General features: G+C 75.6%; 14 protein-coding genes. 8 read left to right on the top strand and 6 right to left on the bottom strand.

Going from position 1 to position 16,719, the window contains the following annotated elements:
* Positions 1-4: 4 nt before the first annotated feature.
* Positions 5-874, bottom strand: a complete 870-nt coding sequence (locus AC3ET3_RS08955; RefSeq protein ID WP_432138414.1) for a universal stress protein — start codon at positions 872-874, stop codon at positions 5-7.
* A 261-nt stretch (positions 875-1,135) separates the two neighbouring features.
* On the opposite strand from AC3ET3_RS08955, the gene AC3ET3_RS08950 reads away from it, so the two are divergent.
* The gene (locus AC3ET3_RS08950; protein ID WP_435611937.1) at positions 1,136-3,868 is read left to right on the top strand and encodes a cation-translocating P-type ATPase; all 2,733 of its coding nucleotides are present in this window, start codon (positions 1,136-1,138) and stop codon (positions 3,866-3,868) included.
* Positions 3,869-4,114: 246 nt separating this feature from the next.
* Here AC3ET3_RS08950 and AC3ET3_RS08945 read toward each other — a convergent pair whose 3' ends face one another.
* The 4 genes from AC3ET3_RS08945 to AC3ET3_RS08930 form a co-directional block, all read right to left on the bottom strand.
* Positions 4,115-5,113 carry an Acg family FMN-binding oxidoreductase gene (locus AC3ET3_RS08945; RefSeq protein WP_435611957.1) on the bottom strand — a complete coding sequence of 333 codons (999 nt, stop codon included), beginning with the start codon at positions 5,111-5,113 and terminating at the stop codon, positions 4,115-4,117.
* A gap of 116 nt (positions 5,114-5,229) precedes the next feature.
* Complete coding sequence (locus AC3ET3_RS08940; RefSeq protein WP_432138416.1) at positions 5,230-5,940, bottom strand: response regulator; 711 nt, start codon at positions 5,938-5,940, stop codon at positions 5,230-5,232.
* Between the two features lie 81 nt (positions 5,941-6,021).
* On the bottom strand, positions 6,022-6,735 hold the full coding sequence (locus tag AC3ET3_RS08935; protein WP_432138417.1) for a CBS domain-containing protein: 714 nt from the start codon (positions 6,733-6,735) through the stop codon (positions 6,022-6,024).
* The gene (locus AC3ET3_RS08930) at positions 6,732-7,196 is read right to left on the bottom strand and encodes a cyclic nucleotide-binding domain-containing protein (protein ID WP_432138418.1); all 465 of its coding nucleotides are present in this window, start codon (positions 7,194-7,196) and stop codon (positions 6,732-6,734) included. The genes AC3ET3_RS08935 and AC3ET3_RS08930 overlap by 4 nt, the downstream gene beginning before the upstream one ends.
* Positions 7,197-7,600: 404 nt before the next feature.
* Here AC3ET3_RS08930 and AC3ET3_RS08925 point away from each other — a divergent pair, with 404 nt between their 5' ends.
* The 4 genes from AC3ET3_RS08925 to AC3ET3_RS08910 all read left to right on the top strand — a co-directional run bounded on the left by AC3ET3_RS08925 (position 7,601) and on the right by AC3ET3_RS08910 (position 11,212).
* Positions 7,601-8,215, top strand: a complete 615-nt coding sequence (locus AC3ET3_RS08925; RefSeq protein WP_432138419.1) for a hypothetical protein — start codon at positions 7,601-7,603, stop codon at positions 8,213-8,215.
* A gap of 121 nt (positions 8,216-8,336) precedes the next feature.
* Positions 8,337-9,242 carry a universal stress protein gene (locus AC3ET3_RS08920; RefSeq protein ID WP_432138420.1) on the top strand — a complete coding sequence of 302 codons (906 nt, stop codon included), beginning with the start codon at positions 8,337-8,339 and terminating at the stop codon, positions 9,240-9,242.
* Between the two features lie 69 nt (positions 9,243-9,311).
* Complete coding sequence (adhP, locus tag AC3ET3_RS08915; RefSeq protein ID WP_435611936.1) at positions 9,312-10,334, top strand: alcohol dehydrogenase AdhP; 1,023 nt, start codon at positions 9,312-9,314, stop codon at positions 10,332-10,334.
* On the top strand, positions 10,331-11,212 hold the full coding sequence (locus AC3ET3_RS08910) for a universal stress protein (protein ID WP_432138422.1): 882 nt from the start codon (positions 10,331-10,333) through the stop codon (positions 11,210-11,212). The genes adhP and AC3ET3_RS08910 overlap by 4 nt, the downstream gene beginning before the upstream one ends.
* Before the next feature lie 10 nt (positions 11,213-11,222).
* On the opposite strand, the gene ppk2 is transcribed toward AC3ET3_RS08910, so the two are convergent.
* Entirely contained in the window at positions 11,223-12,026 is an 804-nt protein-coding gene (ppk2, locus tag AC3ET3_RS08905) for a polyphosphate kinase 2 (protein WP_432138423.1), read from the bottom strand.
* 134 nt (positions 12,027-12,160) lie between these two features.
* Between ppk2 and AC3ET3_RS08900 the strand changes: the two genes are divergently transcribed.
* From AC3ET3_RS08900 to AC3ET3_RS08890, 3 genes are read left to right on the top strand one after another with little or no spacing between them, the layout of a single operon-like run.
* Entirely contained in the window at positions 12,161-14,902 is a 2,742-nt protein-coding gene (locus tag AC3ET3_RS08900; RefSeq protein ID WP_432138424.1) for a bifunctional acetate--CoA ligase family protein/GNAT family N-acetyltransferase, read from the top strand.
* A gap of 31 nt (positions 14,903-14,933) precedes the next feature.
* Positions 14,934-15,665, top strand: coding sequence for a CBS domain-containing protein (locus AC3ET3_RS08895; protein WP_432138425.1), 732 nt, complete (start codon positions 14,934-14,936; stop codon positions 15,663-15,665).
* Between the two features lie 22 nt (positions 15,666-15,687).
* Positions 15,688-16,215 carry a flavodoxin domain-containing protein gene (locus AC3ET3_RS08890; RefSeq protein ID WP_432138426.1) on the top strand — a complete coding sequence of 176 codons (528 nt, stop codon included), beginning with the start codon at positions 15,688-15,690 and terminating at the stop codon, positions 16,213-16,215.
* Positions 16,216-16,719: the final 504 nt, after the last annotated feature.

The following is a 16,719-nucleotide window of genomic DNA, read 5'->3' as shown; positions in this document are numbered from 1 at the left end:
GTGTTCAGTCGTGCGGTACGACGGCGACGGGGCAGGGCAGGTGGTGCAGGGCCGCGTGCGCGACCGGCCCGAGCTTCCACATCAGCGGCGACGGGTGCCGGCGGCGGCCCACCAAGGCCAGCCGGGCGTGTGCCGACGCGGTCAGCAGTACCTGGGAGGCGGAGCCGTGCGCGGTCTGCTGCACGACGTCGACGCCCGGGAACTTGTCCTGCCACGGCGCGAGAACGGCGGCGAGCCGCTCCCGCTCGCGCTCCAGTTGCCCGTCGGTGCCCGGGTCCCCGGCCAGAGTGGACAGCGCCAGCGCCCGCACGGCGCGCAGCGCCACCCCGTGGACGTCGGCGGTGGCGAAGGCGAACTCCAGCAGCGGATCGACGGCCGGGGCGACATCCTGCACACCGACGACGACCTCGTCGCGGCCGGTGACCGCCGGACGGCCGAAGCCGGTCTCCACGGCCGGGTCACCGGCCCGCACGGTCACGGCGGGGCAGTGGCTCAGTCCCAGCACGTGCAGACTGATGGAGCCGAGCAGGAAGCTCGACACCGAGCCGTACCCGCGCGAGCCCAGCACCAGCAGCTCGGCGCTCTCGCTCAGGTCCACCAGGGCCTGGGAGGCCGGCGCCGAGACCAGCTCCGCGGTGACGGCCAGCGTGTCGTAGCGGTGGAGCAGCTCCGCCTCCGTCCGCCGCAGCACCTGCTCGCCGTAGCGTCGCTTGCTGTGCGCGGCCTGCGCGATGGGTACGTTGAGGGGCTGCGTGGTCCACGAGTGGAGCAGCAACAGGGGCAGTCGCCGGTCCACCGCCTCGCGGGCGGCCCACCACGCGGCCGTCACGCTGGCGGGGGAGCCGTCGAGCCCGACGACGACGGGTCCGGTCATGGCGCACCTCCGGGGTCGGCACGGCGACGGGGCGGGGAGTCCCCGCCGCGCGTCTTTTCCTCCCACCTCCAGACTGGCCGCCCCGCCCCCGCCGGGGGAGGGCCGGACGGTGCGGGCTTGAGGCCCGGACGGCCCACTGCGGCGGCTCCCGGCCCGGCCGAGGCTGGGAAGCGGGCAGCGGACGGGCGGCTGCCCGCCGCGCCGCGCCGCCCACGGCACCGGCGCTCCCGGACGCCCGGGGAACCCGGAACAGGAGAGGCCATGACGGTACCGAGGACGGTCGAGGAGACCGCCGCTCGTCTCGGAGTCGACCCGCGCACCGGACTGACCGCCCGGGAGGCCGCCGAACGCGCCGCCGCGCACGGGCCGAACCGGCTCGCACAGCCCGCCCGGCGGCCGGAGTGGCTCAGGTTCCTCGACCAGTTCCGCAACTGGCTCATCGGCATCCTGCTGATCGCCGCCGTCGTCGCCGCCGCGATCGGCGAGGTGCGGGACGCCGTCGTGATCACCGTCGTGCTGCAGATCAACGCCGTCCTCGGCTACCTCCAGGAACGGCGTGCCGAGCGCAGCCTGGAGGCGCTGCGCCGCATGCTCGTCCCGACGGCCCGGGTCCGCCGCGACGGCACCGAACGCGAGGTCGCCGCCGAGGCCCTGGTCCCCGGCGACGTGGTCCTGCTGGAGGCCGGTGACCGTGTCCCCGCCGACGGACGGCTCCTGGTCGCGGAGTCCGTCGAGGTCGCCGAAGCGGCCCTGACCGGCGAGTCCCAGCCCGTCCCCAAGACGGCGGACCCGCCACCCGCGCCCGCCGGAACCGGTCCCGTTCCCCTTGCCGAGCGGACCGGCGAGCTGTTCATGAACACCGCCCTGACGCGCGGGCGGGCCGAGCTGGTCGTCACCGCGATCGGCATGGACACCGAACTCGGCGCGATCGCCGAGGCGCTGCGCTCGGGCGGCGAGCCGCCGAGCCCGCTCCAGGTGCAGCTGGACAGCCTGGGGCGGCGGCTCGCGGTGCTCAGCGGCGTCGCGGTGGGCCTGTACGCGGTGCTCGCGCTGCTGCGCGGCGAGGCGCCCTCCGACATCGCCCTGCGGGCGGTCGCGCTCGCCGTCGCGGCGATCCCCGAGGGACTGCCCGCCGTCCTGGCGCTGACCCTGGCCCTCGGCGTGCACCGTATGGCCCGCCGGGGCGCCGTAGTCCGGCGCCTGGCCTCGGTGGAGGCGCTGGGCTCGGCGACGGTGGTGTGCAGCGACAAGACCGGCACCCTCACCCTCAACGAGATGACCGTGCGGTCCGTGTGGACCGCCGGCCGCCGCTACGCGGTCACCGGCGAGGGCTACGGCACCCGCGGCACCGTCGTCCGCGCCGACGGCAGCCCGGCGGACTCGGCCGAAGTGCGCGCCGGGGTCCTGCCGTTCGCGCTGTGCAACGACGCCCGCCTGACCGGGGACGGCTTCGTCGGCGACCCCACCGAGGCCGCCCTGCTCGTCCTCGCGGCGAAGGCGGGCACCGACCCCGACGCCCTGCGCGCCGAGCGGCCCCGCACCGGCGAGCTCCCCTTCGACGCGGCGACCAAGTACATGGCGACCTTCCACACCGAACCCGGCGGCCGCACCCGCGCCTACGTCAAGGGAGCCGCCGACGTCCTGCTCGACCGCTGCGCCACCGTGCTCACCGAAGACGGTGTGCGGCCCCTCGACGAGCCACGCCGCGCCGCCGTCCGCGCGGTCACCGCCGGACTGGGCCGCTCGGGACTGCGGGTGCTCGCGGCGGCCACCGCCCTCGTGGACGGCCCTGCCGGCCCCGTCGGCCAGGGCGGCGTGGACGGCCACGAGGGCCCGACCGGACTGACCCTGGTGGCCGTCGCCGGCCTCGCCGATCCGCCCCGCCCGCAGGCCCGCGCCGCGATGGACCTGTGCCGCACGGCCGGCGTCGCCGTCAAGATGATCACCGGGGACCACGCGGACACCGCGGCCGCCGTCGCCCGCGAGGTCGGCATCACCGGCGAGGTGGTGACCGGCGCGGACCTCGACCGGATGCCGGAGGGGGAACTGACCCGCCGCGTCGAGGGGATCGGCGTCTTCGCCCGCGTCGCCCCCGAGCACAAGGTGGCCGTCGTCCGCGCACTCACCGCCCGCGGCCACGTCGTGGCGATGACCGGCGACGGCGTGAACGACGCGGCCGCGCTGCGCGCCGCCCACATCGGCGTCGCCATGGGCCGCACCGGGACCGACGTGGCCAAGGAGGCCGCCGACCTGGTCCTCACCGACGACGACTTCTCCACCATCGTGCGGGCGGTGCGCGAGGGACGCGCCATCTACGCCAACATCGTGAAGTTCGTCCGCTTCCAGCTCGCCACCAACATCGGCGCCCTGCTCACCCTGCTCGGCGCCTCCGCCGCCGGGCTGCCCGCGCCGCTGACCGCGACCCAGCTGCTGTGGGTCAACATCATCATGGACGGGCCGCCCGCGATGGCCCTGGCCGTCGACCCGGCCGGCGAGGACATCATGCGCCGCCCGCCCCGCGACCCCGCCGAGCGGATCCTGAACGCCCGCCGCCTGCTCGCCGTCGGCCGGGCCGGCGCGGTCATGGCCGTCGGTACCGTCACCCTGTTCGCCCTCGCCCGCCCCCGGACCGGCGACGCCACGGCGGCCACCATGGCGTTCACCGCGTTCGTCCTGTTCCAGCTGGTCAACTCGCTCTGCGCCCGCGCGGAGGACAGCCCCCTGCTGGGCCGCCACCAACTGACCAACCGCACCCTGTGGCTGTGCCTGGCGGGCGTGCTGGCCGTCCAGGTGGCCGCCGTGCACCTGCCGTGGGCGCGCTCCGTGTTCGGCACCGTCCCGCTCACCGCCGCCCAGTGGGCGGTGTGCACGGCCGTCGCCTCGACGGTCCTGCTGGCGGAGGCAGCGGTCCGCGCGGCGACGGCCGTCCGGGGCCGACGGCACGTCCCGGACGGGCAGCCGTCGGGTGGTGCGGGTGCAGCAGCGGCGCGGTGACAGGGTGGCGGAGGGTGGTGCGGGTGCGGGTGCGGGTGCGGGTGCCTTGGGGAGTCCCTGAACCGTCGCGGTGAGCGCGGGCGGGGCCCGGGCGGGCAACCGTCGGTGCGGGTGCGGGTGCGGGTGCGGGTGCGGGTGCGGGTGCAGGCCGGTGCTGGTGGGGGGGCGGGTGCGGATGGATGCGGGTGCGGCGCCGATGTGGTGGCCGGGTACGGGCCTGGCACGGGCTTCGGGGGCCGCGAGCGGTCAGGGCTGCGGGCGGGGCGGGGAGCCCTGGGCGGGCAGCCGCCAGACGGTGCGGCGTGGCGTCGCGGCGCCTTCGGGGCCGTAGCCGAGCCGCAGCACCATCTGCACGTGGCGACGGCCCTGCTCCGGCGGGGACGTGAGTTCCGTGCGCAGGTCAGGCCACTCCAGCGCCTGGTGCAGCAGCGAGGCCCGCAGACCGTGCGCGGTGGCCACCAGCAGGACCCGCTCCAGGGCCTGCCCGGCCCGCAGCCAGTCCGCGCGGCGGTCGTGCTGCGTGGTCAGCACCGCCAGCCGGGGCCGGACCTCGAAGGAGCGGGCGGGCAGCGCCGCCGTACGGCGGTGGGCGCCGAAGTCACGCATCGGGAGCCGTTCGCGGTAGTCCTGCGGTCCGACCGCCGTCGGCGGGATGCCGAGCGCGGAGACGTACGGTGCCCGCAGCCAGCGGCGGCTCTCCTCCGCCCGGTCGGCGTCCACCCGGTTGCGCTGCTCGCCCTCCCAGGTCAGCCGCAGCAGCCGGTCGGTGCCGTCGGCGTCGGGCAGGACCAGCCCGGCCCCTTCCGTGAGGGCGGCCTCGACGAGCTCGGCGGGCAGCCCGGTGGGCAGCCGGCGGTCCGTGTACGGCAGCCGGCTGCTGCGCCGGCGCCACAGCGCGTCGTACAGCCCGGTCGGCTCCGGCGAGTGCGGCGGCCCGCCCAGCCGCACCCGGGCCAGCAGGCCGGGATCGTCCGGGCGGGGCAGCAGCCGGACCGCCGGCTCCCGGCCGCTGTGCGCGGCGGCGATCCTCAGATTGAGCAGCGCACACCCCACCGACAGGTGCAGGGCGCGCCCCGCAGGGTCGATGTGGCGCAGTCCGCGGTCGGCCGCCGCCCGGATCTCCAGCGCGGGGGCGTGCGGGTCGAAACGGAACCGCCAGGGCTGGGTGTTGTGGATCGAGGGAGCGGCCGCGGCCGCCGACAGCAGCGTCCGCAGCGTCGTGACGTCGAGCACCGCCGTGACCATCGAGGACTCCTCCCCGCCCGGCACCGGGACGACGCCGGGCTGTTCGCAGCCCATGATCGTCCGGGCGCGGCGCCCAGCCCAGGGGCCGTACGTCCTTGGGGCCCGCCGGAGGGCCCTCAGCGCACCAGCGGGGCGCGGGGCGCGGGCTCGGGCTGCTGGTCCAGCTGGGAGGCGAGGACCGCCGCCTGCACCCGGCGCTGGACGCCCAGCTTCGACAGGAGCCGGGAGATGTGGTTCTTGACGGTCTTCTCCGACAGGTACAGCTGCTTGCCGATCTCCCGGTTGGTCAGCCCGTCACCGATCAGCGCCAGGATCTCCCGCTCGCGCGGCGACAGGCTCGCCAGCTCGGGCGCGCCCTCCGGCGCCTCGGCGGGCTCGGTGCGCAGTGAGCGCATCAGCCGGGCGGTGGTGGCCGGGTCGAGCATCGACTGCCCGGAGGCGACCGTACGCACCGCCGAGACCAGGTCGGAGCCGCGGATCTGCTTCAGCACGTAGCCGGACGCGCCGGCCATGATCGCGTCCAGCAGGGCGTCCTCGTCGTCGAACGACGTCAGCATGAGGACGGACAGCTCGGGCATCCGGCTGCGCAGCTCACGGCAGACGGAGATGCCGTCGCCGTCGGGCAGGCGGACGTCGAGGACGGCCACGTGCGGCCGGACCGCGGGGGCGCGCACCAGGGCGTGCGCCACGTTCTCGGCGTCACCGACCACGGTGATGTCCGGCTCGGCGTCCAGCAGGTCCGCCAGTCCGCGCCGGACGACCTCGTGGTCGTCGAGCAGGAAGACGCGGATCGGGTCCTGCGTCGAAAAGGTGCGTGCGTCGGTCATGTGGACCCCTTGTCGTTCCCCGGTGGTGGCGGACTGCGGGCCGCCCCTGCCGACGATCCTGAGCCAGCGCCGACCCGCGCACTAGGGCCGACCGGCCCCTTCCGCCCCCGGGCCCGGCTCCGCGTCGCCCGTCAGCTCGAACCGGACGTCCACCACCCCTTCGACGGACCGCACCAGCCGCGCGGCCACCGGCACCAGGGAGCGGTCCCGGACCCGGCCGGACAGCACCACGACCCCCTCCTGGACCGCCACCCGCACCGACGACGCGGGAGCGGGCAGCAGGTAGGCCACCACCTCGCGGCGCACCTCCTCGGCGATGTCCTCGTCCTCGCGCAGGAACACCTTCAGCAGATCGGCCCGGCTGACCACCCCCACGAGCAGGCCCGCCCCGTCGACGACGGGCAGCCGCTTGACCCGGGCCCGCGCCATGGTCCGCGCGGCCTGCGCCAGAGTGGTGCCGGCGGTGACGGTCAGCGCCGGTGACGTCATCAGCTCGGCCGCCGTCAGCGAGCCCGCCTTGGCGAGGTCGGACAGCCGGCGCAGCTGCGTGTACCGGTCGGGGTCGCTGTCGCGGAACTCCTCCTTGGGCAGCAGATCGGCCTCGGAGACCACCCCGACGACACGACCCTCCCGGTCCACGACGGGCAGCGCGCTCACCTTGCGGCCGTGCAGGACCCGCACGATCTCCTTGAACGCGGCGCGGCGGCCGACGCGGGCCACCGAGCGCGTCATCACGTCCGCCACGATGTGCGGCGCCGCGGGCCGGCCCGTCGCCGCCTCGGGGGCGGTGCTCATCGCCCGGCCCCGCTGCCGTAGGGACCGTACAGGTCGAGCAGGCGGGTGCGTGCCGCGTGCAGCCGGTGGGCCACGACGCCGCCCACCCATTCGGCGACCGCCCGGCCGAACAGCGGGTCGCTCTCGCACAGCGACCGCACCGCGTCCGCGTCGAACTCGTACGCCCGGACCGGGCTCGCCGCCTCGGCGCCCAGGTGCCAGGTGTGCGGCGGGAACAGCCAGGACCAGCCGACCAGGTCGTTGTGGCCCAGGGACTCGATCACCGCGGCGCGGCGGCCGGGTACCCGCATGTCCAGATCGACCGTGCCGGTGCGCACGATCCAGAACCGGTCGGCGCGGCCGCCCTCCTCGAAGAGACGGGCGCCCGGGGGGAACGCCACCTCGTGGGCGATCCCCATGAGCCGCTGCCGCTGTTCGGGGGACAACGCCCGCGGCATGCTCGTGGTGGCGGGAGCGTTCATGGCGTGCCTCCAGGAAGGCGCGTACGGAAGGACACCTCCAGCGTGTGCGGGCACCCGCCCACGGGCCATGGGCCACCCGGCCCCGGCGGCGGGCCGCCCGGCTGCGCCGGCGAGCCCTCGCGGCCCCGTACCGGCGGCCCCGCGAGCGCACCGGCCCCGACACGGCGCGCGGCATTCCGTACGGCCGTACGGGCACCCGTGCCCCCCGGACCGGACGGGGCCCGACCGCCGTCGGTCGGCCCGCGGCCCGGTCGGTCCCGCGGAAGGGGCCGTTCAGCCCCCTGGACGCCGACTTTCGGCATCCGGCGCGCCACGCTCGGTGAGACCAGATTGGGCGGTGCGAGAACAGCACGGAACGAGCCGCAGACAACCACTGACGCACCACTCCCGAAGGGAACACGACCATGGCCGTTCACGACCACCCGCACCGCCACACGGGGTTCCGCCTTCCGTCCCTGCGCCGGACGCACACGGACGGCACCGTCACCGACACGGCCACCACCGCGGTGAGCGCCTACGCCTTCGCCGCACTGCGGCTGCTGACCGGGTTCGTCTTCCTGTGGGCGTTCCTGGACAAGACCTTCGGTCTCGGATACGCCACCCAGTCGGGCAAGGGCTGGATCGACGGCGGTTCGCCCACCCAGGGCTTCCTCAGCCACGTCGCGGCCGGCCCGATGGAGTCCACGTTCCACGCCTGGGCCGGGGACGCCTGGGCGGACTGGCTGTTCATGCTCGGCCTGCTCGGCATCGGCGTCGCCGTGATGAGCGGCGTCGCGCTGCGGCTGGCCGCCGTCGCCGGCACCGCCATGATGGCGCTGATGTGGATCGCCGAGTGGCCGCCCGCCAAGCACCTGTCCGACGGCGCGCTCAGCATGTCGACGAACCCGTTCGTCGACTACCACGTGATCTACGCCGCCGCCCTGATCGCCCTCGCGGCCGTCGGCGCCGGCGCCACCTGGGGACTGGGCCGCGTCTGGGCCCGGCTGCCCCTCGTCGGCCGGCACCCCTGGCTGCGGTGAACCGCCCCGGTACGGCGGGCCTTCGGCGGGCCCGCCGCCACCGGGTACCCACCCGTGAGCCGACCCCCCAGCCCCCCGTCACCGGGCTCCCACCACACCATCCGATCCGGAGGCAGACACCATGGTCCGCACAGTTGTCGTAGGACTCGACGGCTCACCCGAGAGCAAGGCCGCCGCGGCCTGGGCGGCCCGCGAGGCCGCGGAGCGCCGGCTCCCCGTCACCGTCCTGCACGTGTGGCAGCCCGTCCCCGAGGCGATGACCCAGACGCCGCCGCTCGGCGCCGAGACCCAGCAGCACTGGACCGAGCGCATCCCGCGCGAGACCGCCACCGTCCTCAAGGCCCGCCACCCCGGCCTCCAGGTCACCGCGGAGCAGCGGCACGGCTCGCCCTTCGACGTCCTGGTGGACGCCGCGAAGAACGCCGAGCTGCTGGTCCTGGGCTCGCGCGGGCTCAGCGGCCTCGGCGGGTTCGTCGTCGGCTCGGTCGGCATGTACGTGGTCGCCCACGCCCAGTGCCCCGTCATCCTCGTCCGCGCCGGGGAACAGGCCGCCGACGAACACCGGCCCGACCCGTCGGGCGCCCCCACCACCGCCACCCCGTACCGGCCCGTCGTGCTCGGCCTGAACCCGGCCGGCGCCGCCGACGCGGTCGTCGAGTTCGCCTTCGAGGCCGCCGCCCGCCGCGACACCACCCTGCACGTGGTGCACGGCTGGACCCTGCCGCCGTACTACACCTACGGCCTGGGCACCGACGCGTCCCTGCACGAGGAGCTCACCCGGCAGCAGACCGCCGCCCTCAACGAGGTCCTCGCACCCTGGCGGGAGAAGTACCCGACGGTGGAGGTCGTCGCGGACGCCCGCTCGGGCAGCGCCGCAAGCCACCTCATCGACGCCTCCCGCGACGCCTCGCTGGTGGTCGTCGGCCGGCGCGTCCGCCGCACCCCGATCGGTGCCCGCACCGGCCCCGTCGCGCACGCCGTCCTGCACCACGCCACCGCCCCCGTCGCCGTCGTCTCGCACAGCTGACCCCCCGACCGAACCCGCCGATCCCGATCGGCCGGTACCGATCCACGCACCACCCGAGGAGTTGACCCCATGAAGGCAGCGGTCGTACGAGCGTTCGGCGAGCCCCTGGTCATCGAGGAGCGCCCCGACCCCGTGCCCGGCCCCGGCCAGGTCCGGGTCCGCGTCGAGGCCTCCGGGCTCTGCCACACCGACATCCACGCCGCGCACGGCGACTGGCCCGTCAAGCCCAGCCCCCCGTTCGTCCCCGGTCACGAGGGCGTCGGCCTGGTCGAGGAACTCGGCGAGGGCGTCACCCACCTGAGCATCGGGCAGCGGGTCGCCGTGCCGTGGCTCGGCCGCGCCTGCGGCCGGTGCGAGCACTGCCTGTCCGGCTGGGAGACGCTGTGCGAGCAGCAGATCAACACCGGCTACGGCTGCGACGGCGGCTACGCCGAGAAGATGCTCGCCTGGGCCGACTTCGCCCAGCCGGTGCCCGACGGCGTGACCCCCTTCGACGCCGCGCCGCTGACCTGCGCCGGCGTCACCACCTACAAGGCCCTCAAGGTCGCCGACGTCCGGCCCGCCCAGCTCGTCGCGGTCTCCGGCGTCGGCGGCCTCGGCCACCTCGCCGTCCAGTACGCGAAGATCGCCGGGGCGACCGTAGCCGCCGTCGACGTCACCGACGACAAGTTGGAACTCGCCCGCGAACTCGGCGCCGACATCGTCATCGACGCCCGCAAGGAGGACGTCGGGGCGACCCTCAAGCAGCACGGCGGTGCCCACGCGGCCATCGCCCTCGCGGTCGACGAGGCCGCCTTCGCCGCCGCCAACGCCGGGCTGCGCCGCGGCGGGAAGCTGGTCATGGTCGCCCTCCCGGCACACGGCACCGTCCCGGTGCCGATCTTCGACACCGTGCTCAACGGCACGTCCGTCATCGGCTCCATCGTCGGCACCCGCCAGGACCTCGCCGAGGTGTTCCAACTGCACGCCGCGGGCCGCACCAAGGTCATCTACGAGACCCGCCCGCTGGAGACCGTCAACGACTCGATCCACGCCGTCCTGCACGGTCAGGTCAAGGCCCGCATCGTCTTCGACCTCGGCGCGGGGAGGTGAGCACCGTGACGACACCCCTGCTCGTCGGAGTGGACGGCTCCGAGCCGAGCCTGCGCGCCGTCGACTGGGCGGCCGACGAGGCCGCCCTGCGCACGGTGCCCCTGCGCGTGGTCTACGCCTCCCTGTGGGAGCGGTACGAGGGCAGGTCCCTCACCCCCGACCTCGCCAAGCCGGCCGAGGAGGTGCGCGCGGACGACATCCTCGACGTCGCCGTCCGACGCGCCCACCGCCGCCACCCCGGCCTCGACGTCGTCGCCGAGGCAATCGCCGAGGAACCGGAGTACGCCCTCGTCCACGAGGGCCGCGACGCCGGTCTGCTCGTGGTCGGCACGAGAGGCCGCAGCGGCATCGTCAACCTGCTGCTCGGCTCGGTCAGCCTGACCGTCGCCGCGCACGCCCCCTGCCCGGTGGTCGTGCTGCGCGGCAGCCACGACAACCAGACCGCCGCACCGGTCCACGGCCGGGTGGTCGTCGGCGTCGGCGACGACCCCGGCGACGGCACGGTGCTGCGCTTCGCCTACGAGGAGGCGCGGCGGCGCGGCGCCGTCCTGGAAGCGGTACGGGTCTGGCGGTGCCCGGCGCACGAGACGGCCGGCCACCCGCTCCTCGCGGGCGAGGCCGTGGTGGTGCACCGGGAGCGGGCCGCGGAGGTCCTGGAGGCGGCCCTCGCGGACGCCCCGCCGGACGTGAAGGTGCACCCCCGTACGGTCGAGGGCCACGCCCGGCGGGTCCTGGTGGACGTCTCGCACCGCGCCGACCTGCTGGTCGTCGGCGCCGAGCGGCGCGAGGGGCGGCACGGGCTGCAGCTCGGCCGGGTCGCGCACACCGCGCTGCACCACGCCGCCTGCCCCGTGGCCGTCGTACCGCACCCGGCGTGATGCGGGCCGCTCACAGGTCCGCCGCGCGGTCGGGGACGTACGTCTGCAGATCGCGCGGCGGGCGCACATAGCCGGTCGACTCCGGCCGCTCGGGCAGCTCCAGCACGGGAGGCGGCACGTCGTGGTAGGGCAGCGTGTCCAGCAGATGGGCGATCATGTTCAGCCGGGCCCGCCGCTTGTCGTCGCTCTCCACCACGTACCAGGGCGCCTCCCTGATGTCGGTGTGCACCATCATGTCGTCCTTGGCCCGCGAGTACGCCTCCCAGCGGGTGATCGACTCCAGGTCCATCGGCGACAGTTTCCACCGCCTGAGCGGGTCCTCCAGTCGCCGCCGGAACCGCTCCTGCTGCTCGGCGTCGCTCACCGAGAACCAGTACTTGCGCAGCAGGATGCCGTCCTCCACCAGCATCCGCTCGAAGATCGGGCACTGCCGCAGGAACAGCTGGTGCTCCTCCTTCGTACAGAAGCCCATCACGTGCTCCACGCCGGCCCGGTTGTACCAGGACCGGTCGAACAGCACGATCTCGCCGGCCGCCGGCAACTGCTCGACGTACCGCTGGAAGTACCACTGGGTGCGCTGCCGCTCGGTCGGCGTCGGCAGCGCCGCGATCCGCGCCACACGCGGATTGAGATGCTCGGTGACCCGCTTGATGGTCCCGCCCTTGCCGGCCGCGTCCCGCCCCTCGAAGATCACCACCAGTCGCGCCCCCTCGGCCCGCACCCACTCCTGGACCTTGACCAACTCCGTCTGCAGCCGCAGCAGTTCGCGCTCGTAGACCTTCCGCGACAGCCTGTCCGTCGTGTTGTCCGCCATGCCGTCCTGACTCCCCTCGCCGAGGCCGCGGAGCCGAGGGCCGACCGGCCCCCCGGCCACCGCCGGACAGCCCATGGGATCCCGCCGCGTTCCGCTGGACGCTCGAAGTGTAGAAAGCATGGAGGTAATCCGCGATGTTGGACGCTCCGCTCTCCCGACCGCCGGTCCACGGCCTGCTCGCGGACGGCACCACCGTGTGCATCCGCACGGTCCGCCGGAGCGACCACGACCAGCTGCGCGGCTTCTACGAGGAGATGTCCCCGGAGAACCTGCGGCTGCGGTTCTTCTCGGCCGGCCGCCGCTCCGCGGAGATGGCCGCCGACCGAGCCTGCGCACCCCCGCGTCCCGGCTACCGGGCGCTGGTCGCCGAGACCCAGGAGCGGATCATCGGCCTCGCCGAGTACGACGCCGGGACACCGGGCGCCGACGACGATCACACCGCCGAGATCTCCATCGCCGTCGCCGACGGACTCCACCACCGGGGCGTCGGCACCCTCCTCGTCGAACACCTCGTCTCCGCCGCCCGCGCCGAGGGCATCACCCGCTTCACCGCCGACGCGCTCGCCGAGAACCACGAGGTGCTGCGCCTCTTCGCCGGCCTCGGACTGCGCACCGCCCGCCGCTTCGAAGGACCTGAGGTGCGGTGCTCCATCGCCCTCGACCAGGACGACACCTACCTGAGCGCCGTGGAGGAACGCGGCCGCGCCGCCGACGTCGCCAGCCTGACACCGTTGCTGCGGCCCCGGACGGTCGCCGTCCTCGGCGCCGGACGACGCGCCGGCTCCATCGGCCGGGCCGTGCTGCACCACCTCAAGGACGGCGGCTTCACCGGCCGGCTCTTCGCCGTCAACCCGGCGGCCCGCTCGCTTCTCGGCGTGCCCTGCCACCCCTCCGTGGCCGCCCTGCCCGTCACGCCCGACCTCGCCGTGCTCGCCGTCCCCGCCGCCGCCGTCCCGGCCGCCGCCGAGGAGTGCGGCAAGGCCGGCGTGCGCGCCCTGCTCGTGCTCACCGGCGGTCTCGCCACCGACCGGGCCCGCGACCTGCTGGCGACCTGCCGCAGCCACGGCATGCGCCTGGTCGGACCGAACTGCCTCGGCCTGTCCAACACCGACCCCGCGCTGCGCCTGGACGCCACCTTCGCCGCCGGCCACCCGCTGCCCGGCACCGCGGGCGTCGCCGTCCAGTCCGGCGGCGTCGGCATCGCCCTCCTCGACGGCCTGTCCCGGCTCGGCGTCGGGGTGTCCTCCTTCGCCTCCCTCGGCGACAAGTACGACGTCAGCGGCAACGACATGCTCCAGTGGTGGGAGAGCGACGGCCGCACCGACCTCGCCCTGCTCCACCTGGAGTCCTTCGGCAGCCCCCGCGCCTTCTCCCGTACCGCCCGCCGCGTCACCCGCCGGATGCCGGTCCTCACCGTCGACGCGGGCCGCACCGAGGCCGGCCGGCGCGCCGCCGCCTCGCACACCGCGGCCGCCGCCCCCCGCGCCGTGACCCGCGGCGCCCTGTTCACCCAGGCGGGCATCACCGCCACCCGCTCCTGCGGCGAGCTCATCGAGACCGCCGCCCTGCTGCACTCCCAGCCGCTGCCCGCCGGACCGCGCGTCGCGATCGTCACCAACGCGGGCGGTGCCGGCGTCCTCGCCGCCGACGCCTGCGCCGAGGCCGGGCTCAGCCTGCCCGCGCCCGGCCCCGACCTGAGCGACGACCTGCTCGACGTGCTGCCCGAGGGCGCGACCGTCGGCAACCCCGTCGACGCCGGAGCCGCCGTCTCCGAGGAACAGCTCGCCGGATGCGTGGAACGGATCGTGCGCCACGACGGTTTCGACGCCGTCCTCGTCGTGCTGGTGCCCACCGCGGTCGCCGCCGCCACCGGCGACGACCTGGTCCGCGCCGTCACCGAGACCGCCGCCCGGCGCACCAAGCCCCTGGTCGTCGTCCGCCTCGAACAGGCCCTGCCCGTCCAGCTGCTGCCCGCCGCCGAGGGCCGCACCCTGCCCGCGTACGCCGAACCCCAGGCGGCCGCCCGCGCCCTCGCGCACGCGGGACGCCGCGCCGCCTGGCTCGACCGGCCCGCCGGCACCGTGCCCGGCCTCGGCGGCGTCGACACCGCCCGCGCCCACACCGTCGTCGACGCCTATCTCGACGCCCACCCCGACGGCGGCCGGCTCGACCCGCGCGTGTGCGCCGAACTCCTCGACTGCTACGGCATCCCGCAGCTCCCCTGGGCGTGGGCGGACAGCGAGGACCGCGCCGTCCTGGCCGCCGAGCGGCTGCGCGGCGCCGACGGCCGCGTGGTGATGAAGGGTCACTGGCCCGGCCTGCTGCACAAGAGCGCCGAGCACGCCGTCCACCTCGACCTGCGCGGCGACGCCCAGGTCCGCGCCGCCTACCGCGACCTGGAGACCCGGTTCGCCGGGCTGCTCACCGGCGTCGTCGTCCAGCCCCTCGCCGACCGCGGTGTGGAACTCTTCGCCGGAGTCGTCCAGGACGAGGTGTTCGGGCCGCTCGTCCTGTTCGGCCTCGGCGGCACCGCCACCGAGGTCCTCGCCGACCTCCCCCGGTCTCGGCTCCGCTCGACCGGGGGGACACCCATGGCCCGTCTCGCCCCTCTCACCGACCACGACGTCCACGACCTGATCACCGACCCGAGCTGCGCGCCCCTGCTGTTCGGCCCACAGGGCGGCGGCCCCGTCGACCTGGCCGGCCTGGAACAGCTGCTGCACCGGCTCTCCCGCATGGCGAGCGACCTGCCGCAGCTCGCCGAGGCCGACTTCCATCCCGTCCTGGCCACCGCGGGCCGGGTGACCGTGCTCGACGCCCGGGTGCGGCTGCTGCCGCGCACCGCCCAGGACCCCTATCTGCGCCGGCTCCGCTGAGGAACCGCGCCGACCGCCGAGGAGGAACCCCATGAAGCACAACAAGGTCGGCTCCGTGATGACCACGGACGTCGTCCGCGCCACGTACGGCACCCCGTTCAAGGAGGTCGCCCGGCTGCTCGGTGAGCACGACATCAGCGGACTGCCCGTGGTCGACGACGACGAACGGGTCGTCGGCGTGGTCTCCGAGACCGACCTGATGGTGCACCAGGCCGGGATGCCCGACCCCTACCAGGCACACCGGCGTCCGCGTCTCGCCGACCTCACCCCCGCCGCCCGCCGGCGGGCCGCCAAGGCGCGCGCCCGCACCGCCGGGCAGCTGATGACCGCGCCCGCGATCACCGTGCACGCCGACGACACCCTCGTCGCGGCCGCCCGGACCATGGCCGCCCACGGTGTGGAGCGGCTGCCCGTCCTCGACGAGGACGACCGGCTCGTCGGCATCGTCACCCGCCGAGACCTGCTCACCGTGTTCCTGCGGCCCGACGGCGAGATCCGCGCCGAGGTGATCGACGAGGTGCTGGTCCGGGCCCTGTGGCTGACGCCGCGCGCCATCGACGTCTCGGTGACGGACGGCGTGGTCACGCTCAGCGGCGAACTGGAACGCAAGAGCGAGACCGAGATCGCGGTGTCCATGGCCCGCCGGATCGACGGGGTCGTCGCGGTCGTCGACAAGCTGACCCACCGGCTCGACGACGCCCGGATCCAGCCGGCGGGACAGACCGTGCACGGCGTGGCCGACGAATGGCTGCGCCGGCTCTGACCCAGCGAGGAGGCGGACCACCATGACCGTGAACCCGTCGGACCCACCACACGTACTGGTCGCCTACGGCTCCAAGAGCGGTTCCACCGCGCGCATAGCGCGGACCGTCGCCGAGACCCTGAGCAGGCACGGCTGCCCGGCGGAGGCGGCACCGGGCGGCCGCGTCAAGGACGTCACGCCGTACGACGCCGTCGTCGTCGGCGGCGCCCTCTACGCGGGGCACTGGCACCGCGACGCCCGCCGCTTCGTGCACCGGCACCGCCGCGAGCTGGAGGAGCGCCCGCTGTGGCTGTTCAGCAGCGGCCCCCTCGACGCGTCCGCCGGCGAGCGGGAGATCCCGCCCGTGCCCGGCGTGCGCCGGACCATGGACCGTCTGGACGCCCGCGGGCACGTCACCTTCGGCGGCTCCCTCCAGGAGGGCGCCAAGGGGCGGATGGCCCGGATGCTGCTGCGCAACGGCAAGGGCGGGGACTTCCGTGACGACGCGGCCATCGAGGCGTGGGCGTCGCGGGTCGCCGCCGAACTCACGGCCCCGCCCGAGGCCGCGTGACCGCCCCGGCCCGTACCCGCCCCGCTGCGAGGCCCCGTACCGCGCGTACGGGGCCTCGGCGGGGCCGGCCGTCGCCTGCGCCCTGCGCCCGCATCCGTCCACCGGGGCGGCGGCTGTGGGGGCGGTGGCGGCTTCGGCAGGACCCCGCCGCGCCCCGGCCCGTGCCCGGGCAGGCCACCGTCCGGGCGGCGTCCCCGGCAGCGTGCCCCGCGCCCGGCGGGACCCGCACCCGCACCCTTGCGCCGGGCCGGTTCACTCTCCGTCCGGCGGGGGACGCGGCATCGGACGATCCGCGACGGCACGGGCTCCCGGTCCGGACGTCCGGCCGTCCGGGCGTGACCGCACGGCGGGCGGCCGGACGGTGACCGCACGGACGGTGACCGCACGGACGGTGACCGCACGGACGGTGACCGCACGGGCGGCGAGGGCGCGCCGCGGCGGCTGCGCCCGGGACGGGGAGTGGAGGCGGGGACGGGGACGGGGGAGTGGAGGCCGGGGCGGGGG

The sequence above is a fragment of the Streptomyces sp. bgisy159 genome, from assembly GCF_057707805.1.
Note: the sequence above shows the minus strand (reverse complement) of the source record. Positions and strands in the feature narration are given on the sequence as shown.